The organism is Gordonia sp. (in: high G+C Gram-positive bacteria) (assembly GCF_012515855.1).
In the GTDB taxonomy this organism is placed as follows: Bacteria; Actinomycetota; Actinomycetes; order Mycobacteriales; family Mycobacteriaceae; genus Gordonia.
Map to the genome: position 1 here is coordinate 50,992 of NZ_JAAYXO010000206.1, position 22,237 is coordinate 73,228.

Below are 22,237 nucleotides of genomic sequence, written 5' to 3' on the forward strand. Positions count from 1 at the left end.
AGACGGAGAAGGAGCGCAGCGACATGATGTCGCTGCGCTCCTTTCGCTTCGCAGGTCGTCGCAGACCTCGCCGATCAGTGGTTCTGAACCACCATCACCGGGCATTCCGCCACGTGCAGGATGGCCTGGCTGGTGGAACCGAGCGCGAGGCCCCGGAAACCGCCGCGACCGCGGGTACCGACGACGATCAGTTGCGCCGTGTCCGACAACCCGCTGATGTGCTCGGCCGGAGCCTCGGTGGTGAGCACGATCTCCACCTCGACCTCCGGGTACTTCTCCGCAGCGTCGGCCACCTGCGACTCGATCGCGATGTTGGCGTTGACCCGCAGGTTCTCCAGCGCTTGCCCGGAGTAGCCGTGGAACACCTCATCGGTGAAGCCGCCGAAGGAGTGGATCACGCGCAGCGGAGCCTTCATCGACGCCGCCGAGGCGAACGCCTGGTTGAGTGCTTCGGTCGAGACGGCCGAGCCGTCGATCCCGACCACCACGGGCCCGCTGTCCTTCGCGGCGCCCGTCGAGACGACCACGGTCGGGCACTCCGAATGCGCCACCAGATCGGTGCTCACCGAGCCCAGCAACAGGCCCTTGACGCCGCCGAGGCCGCGTCGACCGAGAACCAGCAGGTGCGATCGCGTCGACACATCGCGCAACACCAGACCCGGCTTGCCCTCGATGACCTGCTTGGCCACCGTCACGTCGGCCACGCTCAGGGCCAACTGCTCGGCGGCCGTGGCGGTCGCCTCCGCGGCCTCGCGCGCGGCCGCCAGCGCCGCCTCGTCCGACTGCATCGACAGCCGACCGAAGGTGGGCGACGCCGACGTCAGCACCGTGACCACGTCCAGCCGTCGACCCAGCCGCTGAGCCGCCTTGGCCGCCCAGCGCACGGCCTCGAGCGCATGACCCGATCCGTCTACTGCCACTGACACCGGTGAATTAGTCGTCATCTGCCCCATCCTTCCGAATACGCACTTACTGCCAACGTTTCCAGACTATCGGCCGGCCGGAGCGGCACCGCGGAAGTCGAGGACCTTGGTCCTGGCGTGCCGTCACAGGTAACCGGCGCGCAGTTCCTCGGGAGACAGCGGAGACAGCAGACCGGGAGCGACGTCGTACACCGTCTTCGCGCCGACGTCGCCCGCCCGGTTCATCCGGGCCGCTGCGCGGGCGTACGCCACCAGCACGCTGGCGGTGAACTCCGGATTCGACTCCAGCGCGAGGCGGTACTCGATGACCTGCTTGGTGCCTTCGGAGGTGGTGCCGCTGCGGATCACGAAGCCGCCGTGCGGCATGCCCTGGTGGTCCCGCGCGAGTTCCTCGGCGGTGATGAAGTGCACGGTGGTGTCGTAGGGCTCGAAGTAGTCGGGCATGGTGACAATCTCGTTCCGCACCGTCTCCGCGTCGGCCCCCTCTTCCAGGACCACGAAGCACTCGCGGGTGTGCCGCTCACGGGTCGACAATTCGGGGTTCTCCCCCGCGCGGACGCGCTCGATGGCCGGCTCGGACGGCAATGTGTACTGCACACCCGCTGCCACGCCCGGCACCCGCCGCACGGCGTCGGAGTGCCCCTGGCTGAGACCGCGGCCCCAGAAGGTGTAGGTGGATCCCTGCGGCACGATCGCCTCGCCGTAGACGCGGTTCAGCGAGAACAGGCCCGGGTCCCAGCCGGTGGAGATGACGGCGGTGGTGCCGCCGGCCTTCGCTGCGGCATCGACGGCGGCGAAGTGCTCGGGGATCCGCGCATGGTTGTCGTAACTGTCGACGATCGAGTACCGGGCCGCCTGCGCGGGGCTCTGCTCCGGGAGATCGCTGCGCGAGCCGCCGCACAGGATGAGGACGTCGATGTCGTCGCGGTCGCGATCCAGATCCGACATCGGGAAGGCCTGCGCGCCCACGGTGTCGACACCCTGCGGATCGCGGCGGGTGAACACGCCGACGAGTTCCATGTCCGGACTGAGACCAAGGGCGGTCTCAACGCCGCGGCCGAGGTTTCCGTAGCCGACGATGCCGATGCGGATAGGTGTGCTCACGTGGGGATTCCTTCTCACTGGGGCTTGCGCCGGCGAACCCGGCAGACAGCCCAGAGTCTATCGGGCGATGTTCGCCAGGCTCTTGACACTCACTACTGGCCAGTAATATCGTGCGTCATCAGTCACACAACTTAGAGACGGTGCCACTAGTCACGCCGTCCATCGATTGCTGGAATCAGACCTTGGGGGTCGGGATGGGCAAGTTCTTCACACGATTGGTGTCGATGGTCGCGGTGTCGACCATCGCCGTCGGTCTCGTCGCGGTACCGCAGGCGAGCGCGGCGACCACCGGCATCAATCCGCCGGAGTGGACGCAGACGTACAACGGACCGCAGCGATACGCGGGCGTCCATGTGACGCCGAGCGTGCCGATCCGGATGTCGGACGGCACCGTTCTGCGCGCCGACGTCTACCGCCCCGCCGACCGGTCCGGTCGCGCCAGCACCGACCGCAACCCGGTGATCGTGAACATGACGCCGTACAACAAGCTGATCAGCATGATCGCCGCCGCCGCGACCAACGTCCCCGGCCTCTCGCAGCCGGTCATCGACTTCTTTGCCGGCATCAATCTGTCCGGCACCCCCATCTCGGGGACCGAGCAGCTCCTCAAGGTGGCCAAGGGCGGGCTGATGAGCTCGTTCGCCGTCGACCCGAAGCTCGTTCGCAGCGGCTACACGCAGATCGTCGTCGACGTCCGCGGTACCGGCACCTCGCAGGGCAAGTGGGATGTCTTCGGCAACCGGGAACAGAAGGACACCCTCGAGGTGCTCGACTGGGCGCGCAAGCGGTCGTACTCCAACGGCGAGCTCGGCATGTCCGGCTACTCGTACTCGGCGATCAACCAGCTGCAGGCGGCAGCCAAGCGGCCCCTCGGTCTCAAGGCGATCTTCCCCGCGGCGCCGATGACCGACATCGTCGCCGACGTGGTCGCACCCGGCTCCGGGTACGGCGCGGGCTTTCTGGCGCTCTGGCTGTTCGCCGTCAACGGCGCCAAGATGGTCCCCGACCTGCCTAGCCTGTTGCGCGGACAGTTCGACGTGAAGTGGCTGCAGGACCGGATCAACAACCCCGCCGTCTTTGTTCCCGAGTTTCTGCAGGGCCTGGGTGCGCGGTCGACGGACGAGCTGACGGGCCGCACCCGGGAACTCGTCTCCCTGAAATCGGCCTACCGTCAGGCGCTCACCACCGATGCTGCGAAGATCCAGGTCCCGACGTTCGTCGTCGGCGGCTGGCAGGACCTGTTCACCAACATGGAATGGCGCACCCTCGACCAGCTCAGCGGCCTGCCGAACAGCAAGAAGAAGCTGCTGATGAGCGCCGGCCAGCACATGACCAACGGTTGGGACACCCTCGGTCGACCCGGTCAGCCGCCGGCCTGGGGCGTGCTGCAGCGCGCGTGGTTCGACAAGTGGATCAAGGGCGTCGACAACGGCATCGATCGGTACGCGCCCGCGACCAGCCACCAGCAGGGCGGCACCTGGGTGCAGTCGGAGTCGTTCCCGCGCCCCGGGCAGGTCCATCGTCGGATGTACCTCACGCCCAGGCGCAGCGGCACGTCGCCGACCTCGGTGGCTGACGGCTCGCTGTCGGCCACCGGACCCAAGCGCAAGGCCAAGTGGACGGTGGCGCCGGGAGTCACCACCCTGTGCTCGGGCGACACCAATCGCGATCAGATCGGCTTCCTGAGTCCGTTCGACATGTGCAGCAAGGACAACCGCATCGCCGAGCGCGGCGCACTCACGTTCACCTCCGCCCCGGCGCGGAAGGCCACGTCGATCAACGGTCCGATCAACCTCCATGTGCGCACCCAGGTCGACGCCAAGGACGGTTTCTACGCAGCGGTGGTCTCCGACGTCGCGCCCGACGGCACGTCACGCGTGATCACCACCGGATCCATGACGGTGTCGATCCGCAACCAGCTGGACAAGACGCTGACGGGGTACGCACCCAACGGTGACGTCGTCGATCCCCACTACTCCCTCGACGCCTTCAAGCGCAGCCTGGTGAAGCCCGGCGCCAAGCAGTACCTCGACATCGGAACGCTCGGCACCGACGCGCTCTTGAAGCCGGGCCACCGCCTTCGCGTGAGCGTCTACGCGTTCAATGCGCCCCGCGCGGTGTCGTTCGGGCCAATCTCCCACGATTCGCAACTCAAGCCCGAGCACGTTCTGCTCGACCCGAGCGAGCCGAGCTGGCTGCAGGTACCGAGCGATCGTCCGATCGGGTAGGTGACACGACAAGAAGACCCGGAAGCGATATATCCGCTTCCGGGTCTTTACTTCTCTTCTTGTGGAGCCTAGGAGATTCGAACTCCTGACATCTGCCTTGCAAAGGCAGCGCTCTACCAACTGAGCTAAGGCCCCGTACCGGCGAACCGGTCGGTTAAATTGTGGTGGGCCTAGGAGGACTTGAACCTCCGACCTCTTCGTTATCAGCGAAGCGCTCTAACCGCCTGAGCTATAGGCCCTCAACCGAGAATGAAGATTACCCGAGTAGCAGAACATCTCCAAAACGGCAGGTCAGAGGCCTAGTCGAGGTCAGCCAAGGTGATCTCCACACCACCGACGAAATCGGCGCAAACGTTGTAGATGTACGCCGAGATGGTGGCGAGCGCAGTCAGCAGAACCGAGCTCGCGACGCCGAACAGCGCGCTGAACATGAACACTTGGCCACCACTGATGAGATCCTGGCCACTGGTGCTGCCGTCAGCGCTCACGAGCGTTCCGAACGAGCTGTTGATCTGATCCCAGATACCCATCCCACCGAGGACGCCGTACAGGATCGCGACCGCGATCATCCAGATGAAGAAGCCCGCGACGCACAGCACGCCGGCCACCTTGAAAATCGACCACGGATCGACGCGTCGGATCTGCACCGCGGCGCGCAGCGGAGCACCCGAGGCACGGGCCGGGATGGTCTGGCTCGACGCCCGCGCGATGGCCTGCTCTTTGGCCTTCTCGGTGTGGTGAATCGAGTCCAGGTCCGGAAGCTGATCCTTGTCCGCCAACCGCTCCCGCGGGATGTTGCGGGTATCGGACTCGACGAACGGTGCAGGCTTGGACGGCGCCGGACTCGGCGCAGCCGCCGGGGGCGCCGGTGCAGCCTTCGGAGGCTGCTGTGCAGGCATCGGTCCGGACGGGGGTCCGGCCGTGACCGGACGTTGCGGCATCGGCGCGGGGCCCTGCGCGGGTGCGGGGGCCGGGCCGATCTTCGGGTTCGGTCCCGAATCGGGCTTGCCCTGTGGTCCGACCGGCCCGGGTCCCTGGGTGCCCGCCTGCGGTCCCTGGGGTGCAGGAGGCCCCTGCGGCGACGGTGGCGAAGACTGCGGGGGCTTCTGCTCCGCCCGCGGGGAATCGCCCGCGACCACTCCTCGCGGAGCGGGGCCGCCGGTCGACGGACCGGTGCGGTCGTCGTCGACCACCCCGGCGGCCTTGGCCAACTCACCAGCTGTCAGCCCGGTGGCGACGGATGTCTCTCCGCGCTTCCATGGCGGGGCCAGCGCCCCACGTTCGACATTCTTGTCGTCCGGCTGATTCGGTATGCTCACAGGCGATTCCTCACTGAACGGGTCCATCCCACCCTAAACGCTGGTCCGGCTATTCCTGATCTGCCGCGCCCTCGTCCTCATCGGGCTCGTCGGCATTGCGCGCAACGGCAATCAGGGTGTCACCGTCCGACAGGTTCATCAAGCGGACACCCTTGGTCTGGCGTCCTGCCTTCCGGACCTGCTTGGCCTTGGTGCGGATCACGCCGCCGCTGGAGGTGATGGCGTAGATCTCGCTGTCGAGGTCCACCACCAGAGCGCCGACGAGGTCACCGCGCTTCGGGTCGTGCTGAATCGTCAGCACCCCCTTGCCGCCGCGACCCTGCGCCGTGTACTCCTCGATGTCGGTGCGCTTGGCGTAGCCGCCCGACGTCGCGACCAACAGGAACGTGTCCGGGCGGACGACGGTGAGACTGAGCAGCTCGTCGTCGTTGTTGAACCGCATGCCCTGGACGCCGGAGGTCTGTCGACCCATCGGACGCAGCGTCTCGTCGCTGGCGGTGAAGCGGATCGACTGTCCCTTCTTCGAGACCAGGAGCAGGTCGTCCTCCGCGCTGCACAGGCGTGCGCCGACCAGCTCGTCCTCGCCACGCAGGTTGATGGCTGCGATGCCGCCCGAACGGTTGGAGTCGAAGGCGTCCAGACGCGACTTCTTGACCAGGCCGTCGCGGGTGGCGAGAACCAGGTAGTCGGCGTCGTCGTAGCCGGAGATCCGGATGACCTGCGCGATCCGCTCCTCCGGCTGGAAGGCCAGGAGGTTGGCGACGTGCTGGCCGCGCGCGGTGCGGTTGGCCTCGGGGAGCTCGTACGCCTTGGCGCGGTAGACGCGGCCCTTGGTGGTGAAGAACAGCAGCCAGTCGTGCGTGCTGGAGACGAAGAAGTGGGCGACGATGTCGTCCTGCTTCAGGCCCGCACCCTGCACGCCCTTGCCACCGCGCTTCTGACTGCGGTAGAGGTCGGTCTTGGTGCGCTTGGCGTAGCCGGTCTCGGTGATCGTGACGACCACGTCCTCGCGCGCGATCAGATCCTCGTCGGTCACATCGCCCTCGGCGGGGATGATCTTCGACCGCCGCTCGTCGCCGTACTTGTCGACGACCTCCTTGAGCTCATCGCGGACGATGGCGCGCTGCCGCTCGGGACGCTCCAGGATGTCCTTCAGGTCGGCGATCTCACGCTCGATCTCGGCTAATTCGTCGATGATCTTCTGGCGCTCCAACGCCGACAGGCGACGCAACTGCATGGCCAGAATGGCGTCGGCCTGGATCTCGTCGATGTCGAGCAGATCCATCAGTCCGGTGCGGGCGGCGTCGGTGTTGGCCGACGCGCGGATCAGTGCGATGACCTCGTCGAGGGCGTCGAGCGCCTTCACCAGGCCGCGCAGGATGTGGGCGCGCTCCTCCGCCTTGCGCAGACGGTAGCGGGTGCGTCGAACGATGACCTCGATCTGGTGCGCCACGTAGTAGCGGATCATCTGATCCAGGCGCAGGGTGCGCGGCACGCCGTCGACGATCGACAGCATGTTGGCGCCGAAGTTGGTCTGCAGCTGGCTGTGCTTGTACAGGTTGTTCAGCACCACGCGGGCGACGCCGTCACGGCGCAGGGTGATGACGATGCGCAGGCCCGCGCGGTCGGACGACTGGTCCTCGATCTTGCTGATGCCCTTGAGCTTGCCGTCGTTGACCTGCTCGGCGATCGAGCTGATCAGGTTGTCCGGGTTCACCTGGTACGGCAGCTCGGTGACGATGAGCTGGGTAGTGCCCTTGACCTCTTCGATGTCGACCACGCTGCGCATCCGGATGCTGCCGCGGCCGGTCATGTACGCGTCGCGGATGCCCTGCGTGCCGACGATCAGCGCGGCCGTCGGGAAGTCCGGGCCCTTGACGTACTCCATGCACGCGGCGAGCATGGTCTCCTCGTCGGCCTCGGGGTTCTCGAGCGCCCAGAACACCGCGTCGGCGACTTCGTTCAGGTTGTGCGGCGGAATGTTGGTGGCCATGCCGACCGCGATGCCACCCGAGCCGTTGATGAGCAGGTTCGGGATCCGCGACGGGAGCACCGTCGGCTCCTGCGTCTTGCCGTCGTAGTTCGGGACGAAGTCGACGGTCTCCTCGGTAATGTCGCGCAGCATCTCCATGGCCAGCGGCGTGAGCCGGGCCTCGGTGTAACGCATGGCGGCGGCGCCGTCGTTGCCGCGCGAACCGAAGTTGCCCTGGCCGTCGATGAGCGGGTAGCGCATCGACCACGGCTGCGCGAGGCGGACCAGTGCGTCGTAGATCGACGAGTCGCCGTGTGGGTGGTAGTTACCCATGGTCTCCGAGACCGGGCGGGCCGACTTCACGTAGCCGCGCTCGGGACGGAAACCGGCGTCGAACGACGCGTACAGCAGTCGGCGGTGCACCGGCTTGAGGCCGTCGCGGACCTCGGGCAGGGCACGACCGACGATGACGCTCATCGCGTAGTCGATGTAGCTGTTCTGCATCTCCTGCCCGAGATCGACGGGTTCGACGCGGTCGCGTCCCTCGCCGTTCTCTGGCAGATCGGTTTCGTCGCTCATGAATCACTTTCCTGCGGCGATGCCGCTGTGGTGGCATGGTGCGGGCCGGGTGCTGACACTCGGGGCCCGCGCGGGTCTGGTTCTCTAGCGTCGATCAGACGTCGAGGAAGCGGACGTCCTTGGCGTTGCGCGCGATGAAGGTACGACGGGCAGCAACGTCCTCACCCATGAGGATGGAGAACAGCTCGTCGGCCGCGGCGGCGTCGTCGAGCGTCACCTGCTTCAGGACGCGCACGTCCGGATCCATGGTGGTCTCCCACAGTTCGCTCGCGTTCATCTCGCCGAGACCCTTGTAGCGCTGGATGCCGTCGTCCATGTTGATCTTCTTGCCGGCTGCCTTGCCCGCCTCGAGCAGCGCGTCGCGCTCGCGGTCGCTGTACGCGAAGTCCGGGGCGGCGCCCTTCTGCCACTTGAGCTTGTAGAGCGGGGGCATGGCCAGGTAGACGTGTCCCTGCTCGATCAGCGGTCGCATGAAGCGGAACAGCAGCGTGAGCAGCAGCGTCGCGATGTGCTGGCCGTCGACGTCGGCGTCGGCCATCAGCACGATCTTGTGGTAACGCAGCTTGCTGATGTCGAACTCGTCGTGGATGCCGGTGCCGAACGCGGTGATGATCGACTGGACTTCGGCGTTCTTGAGGACGCGGTCGATGCGGGCCTTCTCGACGTTGATGATCTTGCCGCGCAGCGGGAGGATCGCCTGATACATCGAGTCGCGGCCCGACTTGGCCGAGCCGCCTGCGGAGTCGCCCTCCACGATGTAGACCTCGCACTTGGTGGGGTCGTTGCTGCGGCAGTCGGCGAGCTTGCCGGGGAGGCCGCCGATGTCGGTGGCGGTCTTGCGGCGGACCAGTTCACGTGCGCGACGGGCTGCCAGGCGAGCCTGCTGCGAGTCGGCGGCCTTCCGGATGATGGTCTTGGCCTCGGCCGGGTTGGCGTCGAACCACATCGCCAAATGCTCGTTGCACGCCTTCTGCACGAAGCTCTTGACCTCGGTGTTGCCCAACTTCGTCTTGGTCTGACCCTCGAACTGCGGGTCGGCGACCTTCACCGAGATGACGGCGGCCAGACCCTCGCGGATGTCGTCGCCGGAGAGCTTGCCGTCCTTCTCCTTGATGAGCTTCTTGTCCAGCGCGTAGCGGTTGACCGTGCTGGTCAGGGCCGCGCGGAAGCCCTCTTCGTGGGTACCGCCCTCGGCCGTGTTGATGGTGTTGGCGAAGGTGTGCACCGATTCGGCGTAGCCCTCGTTCCACTGCATCGCGACCTCGACCTCGTGACCGGTGCCCTTGGCGGCCAGGCCGATGACGGTCTTGTGGATCGGCGCCTTGGTGCGGCTGTTGAGGTGCTTGATGTAGTCGATCAAGCCGTCCGGGTAGTGGTAGGTCCGCGTCTTGACCTTGGCGATGGCCGTAGCCTTCTCCTCCTCGGTCTTGATGCTGGCGTCGCCGTCCTCGGACTCCTCGGCCTCGGCTTCGAGCACCGCCTCGTGGACGCGCTCGTCGGTCAGGGTCATGGTCAGACCCTTGTTCAGGAACGCCATCTCCTGCAGACGACGAGCAATCGTCTCGATGTTGAACTCGGTGGTCTCGAAGATGTTCGGGTCGGCCCAGAACGAGACGCTGGTGCCGGTGCCCGACGCCGCCTCGCCCTCGACGAGCGGACCGGGCTCGGCATTGGTGTAGGTCTGCCGCCACACCGATCCGTTGCGCTTGATCTCCAGCTCGACCTTGGTCGAGAGGGCGTTCACCACCGAGATGCCGACGCCGTGCAGACCGCCGGAGACCGCGTAGGAATCGGAGTCGAACTTACCGCCGGCGTGCAGCTGGGTCATGATGACCTCGACCGCGGGAACCCCGGTGGCGTGCATGCCCACGGGCATGCCTCGACCATCGTCGACCACCTGGATGCCGCCGTCGGCCAGCAGGGTGACGTCGACGCGCGTGGCGTGTCCAGCCATCGCCTCATCGACGGAGTTGTCGACGACCTCCCAGATCAGATGGTGCAGACCGCGTTCACCGGTGGAACCGATGTACATGCCGGGGCGCTTACGGACGGCTTCCAGACCCTCGAGGATGCTGATCGAGTCGGCACCGTATTCGCCCGCCTTCGACTTGCTTGACTTGTTAGGTGCGTTGCCGCTGGTGTCTGCCACGGAGGGTCAGCTCCCATTCTGATTGAGGACAGTTGCACACCAGTGTACTGGGTAGTACGTCCACAGATGCGCTTGCCACGCCTCTGATTGCAACGGAGACCGACTATTTCCGTCCGAGGCGGGGCCGATCGTGGCCCGGCGCCGTTTCACCGCTCTAGCGTCGAAATCCAGGGTCTGCCGATCGGAGTCAGCCGTAGGTGTCGCGCGGGCCGCGTCCGGAGATGTGCCTGGGACCTTTTCGCCAGCTCGGCGCCTTGGGTCCGGTGATGCGCAGGCTCGTCACCATGCCGTGGCCGATCACCTTCGCGATCTTCGCCAGGATCTGACCCTGCATGTACCGCAGTTGCGTGGCCCAGGCGGTCGACTCGGCGCTGACGTGCAGCACCGTGCCCTCGAGCCGGGTGGGCTGGGCGTGCGAGGAGATGTCCTCGCCGACGATCGACGGCCACATGCCGAACAGCGTGCCCTCGGAGATGCGCGGTTCCCAGCCGTGCTGCTTGGCGACTTTGCCGATCATCTGCCCGAAGGTCTGCGGGTCGCGGGCATCCGGACCCGCTCCTGACCAGCGACGACGCGAACGGTCAGAGGTGGAGCGACGCTTGCTGCGGATGGGCGCGGATCGGCCCATCCCGACGGGTTTGCCTGCCGCTCGCGCGGCGGCACGGGCCTCCTCGAGGGCGGCGCGCGCGAGGTCGTAGCCGGACTTGCCGTCGCCGACGGTCGGGCCGCTGGGGGTGTCGGGGCTGGGGGTGTCCGGGTCAGTCATCGTCGTCCTCCCCTCGCTCGGCCGTCTGTTCACCGTCGAGCTGCTCGTCACCGTGCTGCTCGTCACCGATCTGTTCGTCACCGATCACGATCGAATACCTGGAACCATCTTCGTCGACGGCTCCGACAGACACGCGTCGTCCGACGATCGACTCGGGGATGTCGTCGGCCACCGCGGCGGTGATCAGCAGCTGGTCGGCGGTCGAAGTGAACTCGGCGAGCAGCCTGCGGCGGGTCACGTCGAGCTCGGCGAAGACGTCGTCGAGCATGATCACCGGCTCCACCCCGTCGGCGCGCAGCAGTTCGACGCTGGCCAGACGCAGCGACAGTGCGAACGACCAGCTCTCGCCGTGACTGGCGAAACCCTTAGCCGGCTCGTCGCCGAGTCCGAGGTAGAGATCGTCCCGGTGCGGTCCCACCAGGCACATGCCCCGGTCGATCTCCTTGCTGCGCACCTCGATCAGCTTCTGCGCCAGCACGTCGCGGATCGCGGCGATCTCGTCGTCGCCGCCCGGGCTGGCGTCGACCGACGCCCCCGCCGCGGTGCGGTAGGCGATCTCGGCAGGCCGCGAGTGCGGCGCGATCGATGCGTACGCCTGGGTCACGTACGGGGCGAGCTGTCGGATCACGGCCAGCCGCGACGCGGTGACCTGTGCTCCGAGATCGGCGAGCTGCTGGTCCCAGACGTCCAAGGTGCTGATCACGGAGTCTGCCTGGCCGCGACGCATCGCGGCACCCGCGGTCTTGAGCAGCGCCGACCGCTGGCGGAGTACCCGGTCGTAGTCGGCTTTCGCTCCGGCGGCGAGGGGTCGCAGCTGGGCCACGAGTTCGTCGATGAAGCGGCGACGCTCGCCCGGATCGCCCCTGACTAGGGCCAGATCCTCGGGTGCGAACAGCACCGCGCGGAGGATGCCGAGGATCTCGCGTGTGCGCCGGACCGGTCGGGTGTTGATGGCCGCCTTGTTGGCGCCCTGCGCGTTGACCGTGAGGTCGACGGTGAGTTCGCGGCCGTCGTTCTCGACCGTCGCGGTGACCCGTGCGGCATCGGTGCCCGACCGCACCAGCGGCCCGTCCGACGACACCCGGTGCGAGCGCAGGGTCGCGACGTAGAACAGCGACTCGAGCAGATTCGTCTTTCCGAAGCCGTTGCGTCCGACGAAGATCGTGGTGCCCGGCGTCAGGGTGAACTGCGCCTGCGGCCACGACCGGAAGTCGCGCAACGTGAGTTCACGAACGTACAAGAGACTTTCACCGCACCGAAAGCGCAGGTCAGCCCGGCAGTCGGACCGGCATCAGCAGGTAGCTGAAGTCGCTCGCGCTCGCCAAGTAGGCACCTGATTCGTCGGCCGTCGGCTCGTCGCCCGTCGAGGGACGGAGCACCGCGGGACGGATGGCCGCGCGCCGGACGCCCGACCCGTCGGGTTCGGGGTTGGTGAACCCGAACTCCACGGTCGAGGTGCCGATGGCAGCCAGGCCTTCGAGCAGGTAGTGCGGGTTGAACGCGATGATGATCGGCTCGCCGTAGAACTGCACCGGCAGCTCTTCCTCGGCCTTGCCTGCCTCGTCGCCACCGGCGGTGAGCAGCACGGAGTCGCTGGTGAAGTCCATCCGAACCTGGGCGCCGCGTTCGGCCACCAGGGAGACGCGCTTGATCGACTCGATCAGCGGTGCGCTCTCGATGGTCGCCACCGAGGTGTGGTTGGCGGGGAACAGCTGGCGGAACTTCGGGAACTCGGCGTCGAGCAGACGGGTGGTGGTCTTCTTGGCGTTGCTCGTGATGCCGAGCATGCCCTCGGAGCCGATCGCGTGTGCCGAGCCGAAGGCCAGCTCGACGTTGCCGGAGCCGCCGGAGCCGGCCGACTTCGCGGCCTCGGAGAGGGTCTTGGCGGGCACCAGTGCGGCGCCCGAGGCACCGGCCTCGGCCGGGAGCCACTGGAGCTCGCGCACCGCGAGGCGGAAGCGATCGGTCGCGGCGAGGACCACCTTGTCGCCCTCGATCTCGACGCGGACACCGGTCAGCATCGGCAGGGTGTCGTCCTTACCTGCGGCAATGGCGACCTGCGAGACGGCCTCGGAGAACAGGTCGGCCGGGACCGCGCCGGTGTTCTCGGGAATCTCGGGAAGGTCCGGGTAGTCCTCGACCGGCATCGTCGGGAGCGAGAACTTGGCGCTGCCACAGGCGATGGCCACGCGGGTGCCGTCGATCATCACGTCGACCGGCTTGTTCGGCAGTGCCTTGGTGATGTCGGCGAGGAGGCGACCGGAGACGAGGGCCTTGCCGGTCTCGGCGACCTCGGCGGAGATGGTCTGCGTGGCCGAGACCTCGTAGTCGAAGCCTGCGACCTGGAGGCCGGAGTCGTCGGAAGTCAGGACGACGCATCCGAGAACGGGCACCGGAGGACGTGAGGGGAGGCTGCGAGCAACCCATGCGACGGCATCGGCGAACTCGTCGCGCACAACACGAAACTTCATCGGTGGTGTTACCCCTTCTCGACGGTGCGGGTCTGCTGCGCACGCAGCAGAGCTTGCGACGGTGGTCGCCGAGTCCCACTGTAGAGCGCTTTGCGATCAGAAGTCGCACCGAGGGCGAAGTCGTTCGCGGCCGCGGCGTCGGGTGGCGACGCGGCGGAACGCGAACGTGGTCGACGGCTGTGTATGCACACAGCTTCTTTTAAAAGATGTTCTTTAAAGAAGAAATCTTCTTAGTAATAGGCACTGTGGGTTCTGTGGGTAACCGTACGTTGTCCCTGCTCGGACGGCTCGTCTGCGTGTGGAGGACGGGTGGATGAGATCGGTGGATGAATCGGGACGCCTGTGGACGCCGAAAGTTGTTCCACCGTCGCGCACCGGTTGTCCACAGATTTGCACCCTGTTGTCACCACCGAGTCCACAGGTTGGCCGCTGACGCGTCCTGGGTGTTTGTCGGGGCCGTCACCCCGGGAGAAATCGCGAAAAATCTTTCCCAACGAGTCGGCCGCAGACTCGTTGAGAGTCTGCGGCCGCACTTGAGGGTGTTCTCGGAGTGTTGGGGCGTGCTCAGCGGTTGGCGCGCTGCTTGATGCGCGCGGTCAGCTCCTGCACTTGGTCGTAGATGCTGCGGTCCTCGTGCAGCAGCTTCCGAATCTTCTTGTCGGCGTGCATCACCGTGGTGTGGTCGCGGTCGAAGGTCTCGCCGATCTTCGGCAGCGAGAGATCGGTCAGCTCACGGCACAGGTACATCGAGATCTGCCGGGGCAGGGTCAGCGAGCGGACCTTGCTGGGGCCGGTGAAGTCGTCGATCGCGAGCCCGAAGAAGTCGGCGGTGACGGCGACGATGCTCGCGGCGCTGATGTCCATCGGGCCGGAGTCCGGGATCAGGGCCTTCAGCACCACCTCAGCCAGCGAGATGTCGAGCTCGGTGTTGTTGAGCGACGCGAACGCGGTCACGCGGATGAGCGCGCCCTCGAGCTCGCGGATGTTGCGCTCGATCTTCGACGCGATCAGCTCGAGCACCTCGTCGGGCACGGCGAGCTTGTCCATCTGCGCCTTCTTGCGAAGGATCGCGATGCGCGTCTCGAGGTCGGGCGGCTGGACGTCGGTGATCAGACCCCACTCGAAGCGAGTGCGGAGACGGTCCTCGAGCGTCGCCAGCTGTTTCGGCGGGCGGTCGGACGAGACCACGATCTGCTTGTTCGCGTTGTGCAGCGTGTTGAACGTATGGAAGAACTCCTCCTGGATGCCTTCCTTGCCCTCCAGGAACTGGATGTCGTCGATCAGCAGCATGTCGATGTCGCGGTAGCGACGCTTGAAGGCCACGCGGCGGTCGTCGCGGAGGGAGTTGATGAAGTCGTTGGTGAACTCTTCGGTCGAGACGTACTTGACGCGCATCCCGGGGAAGAGCCGCTGGGCGTAGTGACCCGCGGCATGAAGCAGGTGCGTCTTGCCGAGGCCGGACTCACCCCATATGAACAGCGGGTTGTAGGCACGGGCCGGGTTCTCGGCGACGGCGACGGCCGAGGCATGGGCGAACCGGTTCGACGCACCGATCACGTAGGTGTCGAAGGTGTACTTGGGGTGCAGCGCGGTGGTGCTGTTGTCCGGGGCGCTGGTCTCGCGCTGCTCGAAGTAGCTCGACCACTCGCGGGGTTCCACCGGTCGCGCCGGCGGTCCCTGCGGGTACTGCTGCTGATAGTTCAGGGCGGCGAGTTGCTCGTCGGACGGAATCGCCGGACTCGCCGGGTAGGTCGGCGTCGGGAACGGGTGGGCATCGGCCGCGGGAAGGTCGTACTGGGACGGCATTCCGTATGTTTCGGGTGTGACTTGTGTTGCACCAGTGACGCCTGGTTGTGGATGAGCATCCCCAGAAACCGGTCCGGTGGGTGCCGGCGCTGCCGGAGCCTCTTCGGGCTCGGATACGCGCACAGCGATGTCGACGCTCTGGCCGACGTGATTGCTCAGCGCGAGCCGGACCGTGTCGCGAAGATTTCGCTCGATCTGCTCCTGCACAACGGCCGACGGAACCGCGAGAAGTGCAAAGCCTTCGGTCATGGTCAGCGGCCTGACCAGTGACAACCAGGCCTTCTGCTGCTGGGTCAACGGCGGGGTGTCGCCGCGGCCGGCCCCGCTGGACAGATCTGCGACAACAGCGTTCCAGATATCGCCGAACGTCTCTCGGTCCCCCGCCACTCGCTACCCCTCATCGGTCGAACTGCTCCATGCCAGTGTCAGAGACTTTGCCACGAAGCCCGGCCCCGGCGCGAGTTGTCCACAAAGTTGTCCACACCTGTGGATCGAGCTGTGAACAAATTCCACACGTGTAATTCCTCTATCTCGATACCTGCAGGTCGCCCGCCGTTTGATTTGGATTCCGGGTGCCAGTACCCTCGAAAGGTCGCCTGTACATGGACTGCGTTCTGCGCGCGCTCAACACGAGCCGGCTCCGGCCGATCCATGATGTAGGCGGAAGACCGCCTGCAGATTGCAAGACCGCGCAGTACCAACACTGCGCAGTACCAACACAAGGAGTTTCCAGTGGCCAAGGGGAAGCGCACCTTCCAGCCGAACAACCGTCGTCGCGCTCGCGTGCACGGCTTTCGTCTCCGCATGCGGACCCGTGCCGGTCGCGCCATCGTGAACGGCCGCCGCTCCAAGGGCCGCGCCAAGCTGACAGCCTGAGTCGATAATCCGGCCCGGGCAATCGGTGTCGGCCGACTCGACTCGGATTTCGCGGAAGTCCGATTTCACCCGCACACTCTCCAAGGGTGTGCGGGTTTCGGCACGTGATCTGTCAATTCAGGTGGCTCCGGTGGGAGCCGAGTGGCCTGATCGGACGGACTTGCGGCCGGACGTCGTGCTTCACGGTGGTCCGTGGCTCGGTTTGATCATCTCGAAGAAGGTCGGCAATGCGGTGATTCGTCATCGCACTGCCCGACGGCTTCGTCATGCCTTCGCCGCGGTGGCCTCCGACGAGCTGCCTCGGGAGACGTACGTGGTGATCCGCGCGTTCCCGGGCATCGTCGACCGTTCGAGCACTGAACTGGCCGAGGTCCTGCGCTCAGCGCTGAGGCATCGGAAGGTGGTCGCGGCCGTCAGGGCTGCCTCGACCGAAGCGGAGGTTGTGCGATGAGTTCTGGCCAGCGGACTTTTGCCGAGCGTCTTTACCGGTTGCCACGTGCAACCCTGATCTTCCTGATCGAGCTCTACCGGTCGTATGTGTCTCCGATGCGACTGCCGACCTGTCGATTCGAGCCGACGTGCAGCGGGTATGCCGTCGAAGCTCTCGACAAGCACGGCTTCGTGTGGGGCTCGATCCTCGCCGTCTGGCGACTGCTCAAGTGCGGACCGTGGCACAAGCCCGGCTACGACCCGGTCCCGGAGTTGGGACCCGTGGAGTGGCTGCGCACCAAGACTTCAAACACAGGTGCCTCGGCACCGACTTCAGATAGGGGCAAGTGAGCCGTGCTCAACTTCATCTACTACCCGGTGTCCTGGATCATGTGGGTCTGGCACTGGTTGTTCGATGCGATACTGCCTGACACGTCGGGGTGGTCGGGTGTCGCTTGGGCACTGTCTGTGGTCTTCCTGGTGTTCTCGCTCCGCGCGATTCTGTACAAGCCGTTCGTCAAGCAGATCCGAACGACCAAGCAGATGCAGGAAATCAACCCGCAGATGCAGGCGATTCGCAAGAAGTACGCGAACGACCGGGTCAAGATGACCGAAGAGATGCAGAAGCTGCAGAAGGAGAACGGGTTCAACCCGTTGCTCGGCTGCCTGCCGATGTTTATGCAGATCCCGGTCTTCATCGGCCTGTTTCACGTGCTGCGGTCGTTCAACCGCTACATCCCTGAAGGCGGCGGCGGCTTCGGTCTCCCCCACACCGGTGCTGACCTCTCGCTCGAGGCCAACCGCGAGATCGGCAACTACGCGTTCAGCCCGGAGCTGGTTCAGAACTTCCTGGACGCCCGACTGTTCGGTGTCCCGCTGTCGTCGTTTGTCACCCAGCCCGCTGAGCAGTGGCAGGCTTTCATGTCCGCTGCGACGGACACCATGAGCGTTCCGGTCGACTTCACCCGCGCTCAGATCGCCATCGTCGTCATCCCGCTGATGCTGATCGCGTCGTTCGCTACGCACATGAACTCGCGCGCATCGGTTGCCCGCCAGACCGCCGCCGCGGAAGAGAACCCGCAGACGCGCATCATGAACAAGCTCGCGCTGTACGTGTTCCCGCTCGGCATCCTGGTGATGGGCGTGTTCTTCCCGGTCGCCATCCTGCTCTACTGGGTCGCCAATAACGCGTGGACCTACGCACAGCAGCACATCGTGTTCGGCAAGATCGCCGCGGAAGAGGAAGCGGCTAAGCAGGCCAAGGACGAGCGACTCAAGGCAGCTGCCCCCAAGCCCGGTGCACGTCCGGACAAGACTAAGCGTGAGGGCACCGTTGCGGTCGTCGACGGTGATGTTGACGACGCCGCTGAGGAGGCGCCGAAGAAGGTGTCGACCACCAAGAAGTCGACCGAGGCGAATCAGCAGAACACCGCTAAGTCGGCGCCTAAGAAGCCCTCGCCCGGCCAGAAACCGTCGCCCGGCCAGAAGCCGCGGCCCGGAGGGGCACGACAGTCCGGTAGCAAGCGCAACAAGAAGAAGGGTCGGCCCGGCGGCCGTTGACCGGCGCCGCGACCCCCCACGACGTTTCCATTAAGTGAGGTAGAGAATGACTGACCAGATTGTGTCGCCCGACGACGCGGAGAAGGTGGAGCCGACTGCGGCCGCCGATCCCGCGGTCGTTGATACCGAAGCCCTTGATACCGCGGACGAGGTCGACGAGATCGACGAGGCCGATGATCAGGGTGACGAAGAGGACCGCCTCGTCGAAGAGGGCGAGATTGCCGGCGATTACCTCGAGCAGTTGCTCGACATCCTGGATTTCGATGGAGACATCGATCTGGATGTCGACGGCGATCGTGCGATCGTCAGCATCGATGGAGGCAAGGATCTGACGAAGCTGGTCGGACGCAACGGCGAGGTGCTCGATGCACTCCAGGAGTTGACTCGGTTGGCGGTGCAGCAGTCGACCGGCGATCGCAGCCGGCTGATGCTGGACGTCGCCCGTTGGCGCGCCGACCGTCGCGATCGTCTGGCCCTGATCGGGACCGAGGTCGCCGAGCGGGTTCGTGATTCGGGCGAGCGTGAGTCGCTCGATCCGATGACGCCCTTCGAGCGCAAGATTGTGCACGACGCCGTCGCTGCGGTGGACGGTGTCTTCAGCGAGAGCGAGGGTGCCGAGCCCAATCGCCGGGTGGTCGTCATCAAGGAGTGACCGCTCCCCTACCCCATGGTCGAGAAGCCCCGGTTCAATGAACCGGGGCTTCTCGCATGTCTGGGTGTCTCGATGGTCGGCAGAAGCAGGTGGTCACTTTCGACACAGTGACTTATCGAGGAGCTGCCCTCCCTATGGGCTACTTGCTCCCCAATTCGGGGGTAGTGGCCGATGCGGAGACTTACAACGATGTAGTTCAGGAGGTCTCGTTCCACGTGAAACTTCTGCTAGTCGTCGGTGGCGACGTTTCCATGTTTCACGGGAAACAAGGTATCGAAGGATGACGGGCGACCAGTAGGTAGTGGTTGAACGGGACGACGACGCCCCTTGATGTGCGAGTTCTGATGGTGCGAATTCGGCGTCCCGGTGATGCCATCGGACTCGGGTCTGTGTCGACGTGATGATGATCCACACAGATTCTTCTCGGTGGACTTGACCTTCGGCATAGCCGGAGAAACCGAGCGAGAGTAGACTCTCTGCATCTGGACATGACCGAACGCCGATGCTCGTCGGCGCCGACGTCATCCCATGCCGGCCGAGTCTTCGCCGCGCAGACCACGTCGGGCAGACACGGCGGCCGGTACAGAACGTGGCTGTTGCGTCTGGTCGCCACCATGGACCCGACTATCGGAGCTGAGCTCCGGCGGGCTTGGAGTGAGTTTCGCCCGACAGCAGAAGAATCGTTGGTGGTTGTCGCGGCGCAGTTGGAGCCGGCGTGTCGTCGGCGGTCGAATAGTTACCGCTATTGGGCCTCCCTCTGCCGCCTTGCCAGGTGCCCTCGGATCCACGGAATCACCGCCGGCGAGTCTCCTTGCACGCGACACTTGCGGACGGCTTCCGACGATTGGCTGAGTCTCCTGTGATTCGTTGAGCGCCGGGGCTCGACGGTGTCGGGTCTCCAGTCGCCCGGTTGTCGGTGACCACCTCTCCCGATATCGCTGCGGCTTCGCGTGGAACGAGAAACCCGTCAGCCGTGCCTTCACTGGATCGTCTCCTAAGCCGTACCGCTGCCCTCCCCTACCGCTGCCAAGACCCTGCCCTTCCAGATCGATGGAAGAGTGAACCGAACGGGCGTCGGCTGAGGATGCATTCGCCACCACCGCGGCGGCGGCCAAGCGGACCGTTGGCGGGTGCTCAAGCTCTGTTGGTCAGCTGTTGGCTACCTGGAGACCGGATGTCGGTGGCCGACGTTCGTGTCTTCGCAAGCTGACGTGAGGGCGATGTGTCTGGCTACCCGTGAGCCACGACGGACATCGAGTTTCGGCACCGAAGTCAGTCGGCTGGAGTGGAGAGGCGGGGCCTTCTCACGGCCATGTCAGGTTCAACGTGAAACATTGTCTCTGTGTTGCGAGAACGCACGATGAGAGGTCGCTGTCGACGGCGCGGAGAACTGAGCAGTAGCGGCGCATGAAACGTGAACACTCTGCCGACGATTGAAGTGTGATCACTGTGGACCACTGGGCATTGATCCGCGGCCTTGCTGCTGACGGGGTGCCGAAGGCTCGGATCGTCGACCAGTTGGGTATCAGCCGTACGACGGTGGTCAAGACGGTGGCGTCGACCGATCCGCCGAAGTACGAACGGAGATCGGCGCCGACTCGTTCACGCCGTACGGGTCGCAGGTTCGGTAGTTGCTGGCGCAGCCCCGGATATCCCGGCGACGGTCCTGGCTGAACGGGCCGGGTGGCTGCGGTCGATCCGCTGATTCCGGGAGAACGTCGAACACATCCGCAGTGCCGGTGCGCGGATCGATCCGGTTGATCGGCTCAGCTGGTCAGCTGGGGATGCCGTGCGTGTTGCTGGTCCGTGGTCGCCCGTGGCCGTCAGATCACTCAGTGTTCGGAGTACACAGCCACGGCTCGCATGGTCAGTCCTTGGTCCCCTTGTTGTGCCGAGGGTCGTGCGCCCAGCCTGATGAATGTCGGGTCGCGACGATGTCGGGCGGTGGGTGTGCGATGCTCTGCCCGCTGCGTTCGTTCCTCTCGCGTTCGCATCGATGGCAGCTAGCGTCGGGTGCCGGAAGCGCGTTGACGGTTGCCGCGGCTCGATTGGCGTCGGGTGCGATCTTGCCTGGCGACGTATCCACCTTTGTTCATTCCGTCCTTCTCGCTTCCTCGCCCCTCAGGTTCACAGCTTCACGCTACGAATCTTCGGCACGCGACACCGGTGGGAGGATTCGGAATCGAGATCGTTGAGGTTCGGTGGACACGTCCGGCTGCGACAGGCTACGTGGTGGCGATGACCGGTGTTCCACGTGAAACTGTCCGCCAGGATCGGCTGTCGCTCTATCGGCGGCCGACTCCCCTCCCCTGCGGGGCAGTCGGTTCGGTTTCACGTGGAACGACGATGAGCTCTTCTGCTGAGGGTCGATGCCGCATTCGATCCGACAGTTCCGATGATTGCCACGCACGTCGACCGAGTAAATCTGTGGACGGATTCGGTGAGAGTGTGGAAATTGTTCCCAACGAGTCCGGGCCGTCGTGTCGCGACTAAGCTAGTGGGTATCAAACTGATGGCCACTGATCCGTTCGGTACGGCTCGAGCTCCCACTCCAGAGCCTCACTTTGTTGCCGCGCGCATCGGTCCCTCAGTGATCGAGGATCGGTATTGGCTTGGCACGGACGGTAGCGCGTTTCACGTGGAACACAACGCGGCCCGTCGGTTGTAGTTTCACGTGGAACAGAGGATGGATTGAGGAACGATGGCTGACGAGCCCTTGGCGGAACTTGAGCAGACACCGGTGATTGCCGCGCAGATCTTCGGTGACCGCCTGCCGCTCGCCGAACAGTATGCGAGCGTGCTGAGCGAAGAAGGTGTCCTCCGCGGATTGATCGGGCCGCGTGAAGTACCCCAACTGTGGACACGGCATCTGCTCAACTGTGCGGTGCTATCGGAGGTGATCGATGCCGATGCGAGCGTGGTGGACATTGGTTCCGGCGCCGGCTTCCCAGGCATTCCCCTAGCTATTACAAGGCCGGACCTGTCGATCACGTTGATCGATCCGCTGCTGCGCCGGACTACGTTCCTGGAAGAGATCGTCGAGGCTCTGGCGCTCGACAACGTGACTGTCGTTCGGGGTCGTGCGGAGGAGAAGGCGGTGTTGAAGATGGTCGAGCCGGCGGACGTCGTCACCTCCCGTGCGGTGGCACCACTCGAGAGGCTCGCTCGTTGGTCCGCTCCCCTGATCCGCGGTGGCGGTCGGCTGGTTGCTTTGAAGGGCCGGTCGGCTGCCGACGAGATCGCCCGTGATTGGGAGAAGGTTCTTCGGATGGGCATACGGGATCTCAGTGTCGAACAGTGCGGAACGATCCTCGAGACCCCGACTACCTTGATCGTCGGGAAGCGGATTGAGAGCGGCCGCGATGCCCGTGCTGCTCGTAAAGCTAAGCGTCGGAGCTAAGGA

General features: G+C 65.4%; 16 protein-coding genes and 2 tRNA genes. 7 read left to right on the top strand and 11 right to left on the bottom strand.

The genetic code is table 11. The features are described from left to right. Positions 1–74: 74 nt before the first annotated feature. Positions 75–944: a universal stress protein gene (locus GX543_RS15125; protein WP_290853065.1), complete on the bottom strand. Its 870-nt coding sequence runs from the start codon at positions 942–944 to the stop codon at positions 75–77. Positions 945–1,046: 102 nt separating this feature from the next. Further along, positions 1,047–2,027, bottom strand: a complete 981-nt coding sequence (locus GX543_RS15130) for a diaminopimelate dehydrogenase (protein WP_290853066.1) — start codon at positions 2,025–2,027, stop codon at positions 1,047–1,049. 182 nt (positions 2,028–2,209) lie between these two features. On the opposite strand from GX543_RS15130, the gene GX543_RS15135 reads away from it, so the two are divergent. After that, the gene (locus GX543_RS15135) at positions 2,210–4,255 is read left to right on the top strand and encodes a CocE/NonD family hydrolase (protein WP_290853068.1); all 2,046 of its coding nucleotides are present in this window, start codon (positions 2,210–2,212) and stop codon (positions 4,253–4,255) included. Positions 4,256–4,317: 62 nt separating this feature from the next. On the opposite strand, the gene GX543_RS15140 is transcribed toward GX543_RS15135, so the two are convergent. The 9 genes from GX543_RS15140 to dnaA all read right to left on the bottom strand — a co-directional run bounded on the left by GX543_RS15140 (position 4,318) and on the right by dnaA (position 15,704). Next, positions 4,318–4,390, bottom strand: a tRNA-Ala gene (locus GX543_RS15140). Between the two features lie 27 nt (positions 4,391–4,417). Then, a tRNA-Ile gene (locus GX543_RS15145) sits at positions 4,418–4,494 on the bottom strand. A gap of 60 nt (positions 4,495–4,554) precedes the next feature. After that, a complete protein-coding gene (locus tag GX543_RS15150) occupies positions 4,555–5,574 on the bottom strand; it encodes a DUF3566 domain-containing protein (protein WP_290853069.1) in 1,020 nt (339 codons plus the stop codon). A gap of 49 nt (positions 5,575–5,623) precedes the next feature. Beyond that, positions 5,624–8,125, bottom strand: coding sequence for a DNA gyrase subunit A (gyrA, locus tag GX543_RS15155; RefSeq protein ID WP_290853071.1), 2,502 nt, complete (start codon positions 8,123–8,125; stop codon positions 5,624–5,626). Positions 8,126–8,219: 94 nt separating this feature from the next. Further along, on the bottom strand, positions 8,220–10,274 hold the full coding sequence (gene gyrB / locus GX543_RS15160; protein WP_290853072.1) for a DNA topoisomerase (ATP-hydrolyzing) subunit B: 2,055 nt from the start codon (positions 10,272–10,274) through the stop codon (positions 8,220–8,222). A gap of 187 nt (positions 10,275–10,461) precedes the next feature. Next, a complete protein-coding gene (locus tag GX543_RS15165) occupies positions 10,462–11,040 on the bottom strand; it encodes a DUF721 family protein (protein ID WP_290853073.1) in 579 nt (192 codons plus the stop codon). After that, a complete protein-coding gene (gene recF / locus GX543_RS15170) occupies positions 11,033–12,280 on the bottom strand; it encodes a DNA replication/repair protein RecF (RefSeq protein WP_290853074.1) in 1,248 nt (415 codons plus the stop codon). Before recF ends, GX543_RS15165 begins: the two co-directional genes overlap by 8 nt. Before the next feature lie 28 nt (positions 12,281–12,308). Then, positions 12,309–13,511, bottom strand: a complete 1,203-nt coding sequence (dnaN, locus tag GX543_RS15175; RefSeq protein ID WP_290853076.1) for a DNA polymerase III subunit beta — start codon at positions 13,509–13,511, stop codon at positions 12,309–12,311. A 564-nt stretch (positions 13,512–14,075) separates the two neighbouring features. Next, complete coding sequence (gene dnaA, locus GX543_RS15180) at positions 14,076–15,704, bottom strand: chromosomal replication initiator protein DnaA (protein ID WP_290853077.1); 1,629 nt, start codon at positions 15,702–15,704, stop codon at positions 14,076–14,078. A gap of 345 nt (positions 15,705–16,049) precedes the next feature. Between dnaA and rpmH the strand changes: the two genes are divergently transcribed. The 6 genes from rpmH to rsmG all read left to right on the top strand — a co-directional run bounded on the left by rpmH (position 16,050) and on the right by rsmG (position 22,234). Further along, positions 16,050–16,193 (top strand): 50S ribosomal protein L34, encoded by a 144-nt coding sequence (rpmH, locus tag GX543_RS15185; protein WP_006337454.1) that lies wholly within the window; start codon positions 16,050–16,052, stop codon positions 16,191–16,193. A 25-nt stretch (positions 16,194–16,218) separates the two neighbouring features. Beyond that, positions 16,219–16,644, top strand: a complete 426-nt coding sequence (gene rnpA / locus GX543_RS15190) for a ribonuclease P protein component (protein WP_290853081.1) — start codon at positions 16,219–16,221, stop codon at positions 16,642–16,644. Then, positions 16,641–16,973, top strand: a complete 333-nt coding sequence (gene yidD / locus GX543_RS15195) for a membrane protein insertion efficiency factor YidD (RefSeq protein ID WP_290853083.1) — start codon at positions 16,641–16,643, stop codon at positions 16,971–16,973. Before rnpA ends, yidD begins: the two co-directional genes overlap by 4 nt. Positions 16,974–16,976: 3 nt before the next feature. Then, complete coding sequence (gene yidC / locus GX543_RS15200; RefSeq protein ID WP_290853084.1) at positions 16,977–18,182, top strand: membrane protein insertase YidC; 1,206 nt, start codon at positions 16,977–16,979, stop codon at positions 18,180–18,182. A 46-nt stretch (positions 18,183–18,228) separates the two neighbouring features. Next, the gene (locus GX543_RS15205; protein ID WP_290853086.1) at positions 18,229–18,834 is read left to right on the top strand and encodes a R3H domain-containing nucleic acid-binding protein; all 606 of its coding nucleotides are present in this window, start codon (positions 18,229–18,231) and stop codon (positions 18,832–18,834) included. A 2,701-nt stretch (positions 18,835–21,535) separates the two neighbouring features. Next, the gene (rsmG, locus tag GX543_RS15210) at positions 21,536–22,234 is read left to right on the top strand and encodes a 16S rRNA (guanine(527)-N(7))-methyltransferase RsmG (protein WP_290853088.1); all 699 of its coding nucleotides are present in this window, start codon (positions 21,536–21,538) and stop codon (positions 22,232–22,234) included. Positions 22,235–22,237 lie beyond the last annotated feature (3 nt).